At 54.4% G+C, this 4251-nt stretch carries 3 protein-coding genes; 2 read left to right on the top strand and 1 reads right to left on the bottom strand.

All coding sequences use genetic code 11. The features are described 5' to 3' along the window. The first annotated feature begins 233 nt into the window (after nt 1–233). A complete protein-coding gene (locus ACRC1E_RS12530; protein ID WP_438515426.1) occupies nt 234–806 on the top strand; it encodes a hypothetical protein in 573 nt (190 codons plus the stop codon). Nucleotides 807–2028: 1222 nt separating this feature from the next. Beyond that, nucleotides 2029–3237 carry a phosphoadenosine phosphosulfate reductase family protein gene (locus ACRC1E_RS12535; protein WP_438515427.1) on the top strand — a complete coding sequence of 403 codons (1209 nt, stop codon included), beginning with the start codon at nt 2029–2031 and terminating at the stop codon, nt 3235–3237. Nucleotides 3238–3413: 176 nt separating this feature from the next. On the opposite strand, the gene ACRC1E_RS12540 is transcribed toward ACRC1E_RS12535, so the two are convergent. Beyond that, complete coding sequence (locus tag ACRC1E_RS12540; RefSeq protein WP_438515428.1) at nt 3414–4175, bottom strand: hypothetical protein; 762 nt, start codon at nt 4173–4175, stop codon at nt 3414–3416. Nucleotides 4176–4251 lie beyond the last annotated feature (76 nt).

A 4251-nucleotide genomic window follows, 5' to 3' on the forward strand; every position in this document is an offset into this window, starting at 1 on the left:
GATAGCGACATAGAGATTATAATGCATGGACCCCCCAGATATCGTCGTTCAAGTAGCACTTTTGATAATCCCCCTAGGTATCGTCACCTGCCGTAGTGGGTGCCGACGTGGACATACCCAGTCTTGTTTCCTAGATTTACCTGAAGCCGACACCCCTCCGATGGCCGCGACCGCCTGCACAGCGGCCTGTTAGGAAGGCCACCGTAACTTTACATCGCCACAGGGAGCAGCCCATGTCCAATCGCCGCAGATTGTCAGATGCATACGAGAAATTGCCGCTATTCGAAAAGACGCCCGATATTAATGCGCTTGCCCTATTGCATAACCAACTGGATAGAATTGATTTGCAGCTAATTCGGTCATCGTTTTTACTTGATGCTCTGCAACCGTGGTTACATGGCAAGGTCAGCTTGCGCTTCGTTAAATCTAAGGATTCAGAAACCGCTGTGAGCTGGTATTTTTGCGAATGGCTGTATAGCCGTGTTACCTGCAACTGGCACTATAAGCGAATTGCTTTTCCAATGGTCGCGCGCAAATTGAAAAGTATTAACGAATTTGCCTACACCCAAGTGCGCTGCAAACGACTGGTGGCAGAAGCACTGGACATGATTGCCATGCGTAAGAAAATAGCCGAAGCGCTGCTGCGTCTGCGTCAGGCACAACTCATTATCAAGAATTCCACTACCAGTATGAATCAATGGGCGCGCACCATTGGCGAAGTTGCACTGGAAACTAAAAACAAATACGGCAACGGTTTCGATATCAGTGAAGACCCTGACGTGCAGGAACTATTGATGGTGCTTTGATTCCGATGGTCTCCCGCTGGATGGAACATCGATAACCAAAATCAGCGGCCCACGCATCAGGCCTTTGGGCTGCTACCGACTCAGATCGAGAAGCGGATAGGAGGCGAGAACAAGAAAGAGCGAACTCTCTCCTCCCCACTCGCTTCTTTAATTTGCCATTGACGTCCCCCCGTTTAAATGTCACCGCCAAAAATGGTTGAACTGCAAAACCGGATGGTTTCCCACCTAATGGTTTTGCTTACCCTCAAATGTCCCCGCCCCAAATGGTTGAACTACGGAATCTGATTAGTCACCCGCTGTTTTTGCCGCCCTTGAATGTCCCTGCCTCAAATGGTTGAACTGTAAAACTGGATGGCTTCCCCCTGATGGTTTCGCTCACCATCAAATGTCCCGTCCCAAAAGTATGAACTGCAAAAGCGTGATTGCTCACCTGATGGTTTCGTCCGCCCTTGAATGTTCCCGCCCCAATTGCTTGAACTGCAAAACCAGATTAGTCCCCCGCTGGCTTTAGCTGCCCTTGAATGTCCCTGTCCCGAATAGCGTGAACAGCAAAAGCGGGTAGGTTGATCCAACGATGCACCCCGATCAAGAATGATCCACGACTTAATTTTGTGCCATGACAAAGCATGGTTGCTTTAGGGCTGGTTTTCCATGCTGTCAATGCCTTCGCCGAAATGGTTGCCTACATCGAGCGGAATGCCTGGTGATTGTCGCAGCGTGTAGGGCTTGCCCTGCCTGTTGGGGCACAGACTAGAAAAAATGAATGCCTTTCCGCCAGGTAAATCAGAATAGTTGGCTATGGGCGGTGGCCCTGCAATGGATTGCTGCCCAATTCCGTGAGCTGTAAAAGTTGAATGTTCAACCACTGGTTTGGTCTGCCCGTTAATGTCCTGTGCCCAAATACGCTGACCTGAAAAAAATGGGATGGTTAAGCAGTAAGCTTTGGTTGTGAAATCGCGCCCGTTGCAAATACTCGAATGGCAGACGCCGGCCAACTGGCGTGGGGGATGGGTGGCAAGAGGCCGGGCGTGGCGGCCATTGCCTGCGCAAAACCGGCCCGCCAGCGATGGACAGGGCACGGTGCTGACTGTGCATCAACCGCCCCACTGAGGGATCAGCGGACCCATTGCCGGGCACCAGAAAGGCGTTAGGTCGGCCTGCACCCTAAATCGTGCAGGAGATCTCGTTGGCACAGATCGGCATGTCGCCGAGAGGAGGCCATATGAGCAAGCAATTGGATGCCCTGGTGCAGCGTTTACGCTTCACGGTAAAGCTGGACGCTGGGGAGCGTGTGTTTCGTGCCTTGCCGGTGTCGGGTGGTGCGGATTCGACGGCATTGGCGCTGCTGATGCACCTTGCCTTTCCGGACGTGGATTTCCATCTCGTGTTTTCAGATACCGGCGCGGAAGGGGATGAGGTGTACGCAGTGCTGGACCGGCTGGAAGTGCATCTTGGAAAACCGGTCGAGCGCATTACCTCGGGCCACACGCTGTTTAGCCTGATCGACGATTATTCGGGGTTCCTGCCTTCGGCCAGCGCACGGTGGTGTACGCGACAGCTAAAGCTGGTGCCATTTCAGGCCTGGCTGTCTGGTTTTCGGCACGCTGGGCAGCGCATCGAGATGTTTGTCGGGATCCGAGCAGACGAGGATCGAGTGGCATTTGTCGCTGATGGCGTGCGTACGCGGATGCCGTTTGTGGAAGCTGGCATCGGTCGGGAGGATGTGTTTCGGGCCTTGGCCGAAAGCGAGCTAGGTATTCCGAGCTTTTACAAGCATCGCTCGCGCTCAGGCTGTTCGGTCTGCCCGTTCCAGCGTTCCACCGAAGTCGTTGGCCTGCTGCAGACCAACAAGGTCGAGTTCCAGCGCATGCAGCAGTACGAGAAGGTGTCCACGCCGATTCGCCAGCACAATATGCCGGTGCCGGCATGGGAAGACGCCAAGATCGCACGCAACTGGGTCGGCTTTCCGCAGCCGGCGAGCTGGGAGGCAAGCCGCGAGGGATGGGCACCAACGGTGGCGCGTATCGAGCAGGCCGATCTGTTCGACCGGGCCACTCAGGGCATTTGGTGTGCGGCCGAGTTTTTCGTCAGCCGGTTTTATCTGGAGCCTGTTGTCTGGCGCCAAGAACTGGTCGCAGTATCCACGACACTGCCTGGCCTCAAACGCCAACTAGTGATGCATTATCAGCACCGGCTGGCCACATCAGAAGTTTGGCATCTGGAACCACAGCAGATGCGCGAGGAACTGCGTTATGTCTTGTATTACGTGCTGGTTGACGCAGAACTGGTGGATGTTAGTCGGCCCGGCGAAGGCAGCTATACCTGGCAGCAGGGACACAGCTTGCAGCGCACGCGGCGCATCTGGTGCGTTGGGCCGAGCGTGCTTTGTGGGCTGAGAATCTGCGCCGCCAGAGTGAGCCGATTGATGTAGGCGAAACCAAGGTGATGTATCTGGAAGTGTTCGAGCCGGCGGAGCCGACGCTGGATGAGGAGTTGGACGAGCGTTATGTGGCCTGTCCGATGTGCAGCTTATGAGACTGTTTGCCAGTTTTTGATTCTCATCGCCGTCACCCTATTTTTGGGTGACGGCTTTTTTGTTCTTTTCCCTCAGCCACCTGTGCAACGGGCGATGGCTGCATCGTCCCCCAGATCGAGGCAATTTCGCATATCGCGGCCGGGGCCAGGTTTTCGTACTGGTTGGGTGTTGCCATGCTGACGTGCGGTAGCCGGGACTGCCCGGGCCACCGAACTCGCTTCGATAGTGGGAGCTGATTCAACCCTGTAGGGCGATGACCCTGATGGTTTAGAGCCTGGTGGTATAAAGGAAAACGCCAACCATGAGATCACACCCAGCATGACGACCACAAAGGCTTCTGAAAACATTGGCTCCTCATCCTGGATGATCGGATAGGCCTTCAACTTGTCTTGCTGCAGCAGCTTAAAGCCGAGTAGTGCACCACCGATGCCAAGAGGGATGGCAGGTAAGATGGCATTGTGTGGAAAGATGGCATTGTCTGGTAAGAAAATCATGCCGAAGACAAGGCCTATAGCCCCCAGCCATACGCCTGGCAGCGACTCGATCATCAAGGCGCTACGTGCTTCCGCTTTAAGTGCGGCAATTCGGGCGGCTTCCTCTCTTGCTGCCACCTGCTCAGGCGAGTTGTATGACTCGTTAAATTTGAAGAAACAGAGGACTGCGAACGCGATAGCTACACCGACTAAATCCCACACTAAAAACACAGGCCCGCCCATTGCAGCCAAGCCGGTTGCAACAACCGAGCCGACAATAAAAGTTCCCCAAGATCCAAGGGACGAAGCCCACATAATTAATATTGGAATCGCGAATATCGCCAAAACGATGAAGCTCAACGGGTTTCTCCCGGGTTAAGGTAGCCAACCGCAACAGAACATTGTGGCCATGACATGGATGCGGGGCACGAAGACG

The organism is Craterilacuibacter sp., from assembly GCF_051659485.1.
Taxonomy (GTDB): Bacteria; Pseudomonadota; Gammaproteobacteria; order Burkholderiales; family Chromobacteriaceae; genus Craterilacuibacter.

Excerpts from the sequence above, each read along its gene's own strand:
- ACRC1E_RS12530 (WP_438515426.1), top strand. The coding sequence starts at position 234 with ATGTCCAATCGCCGCAGATTGTCAGATGCATACGAGAAATTGCCGCTA.
- ACRC1E_RS12535 (WP_438515427.1), top strand. The coding sequence starts at position 2,029 with ATGAGCAAGCAATTGGATGCCCTGGTGCAGCGTTTACGCTTCACGGTA.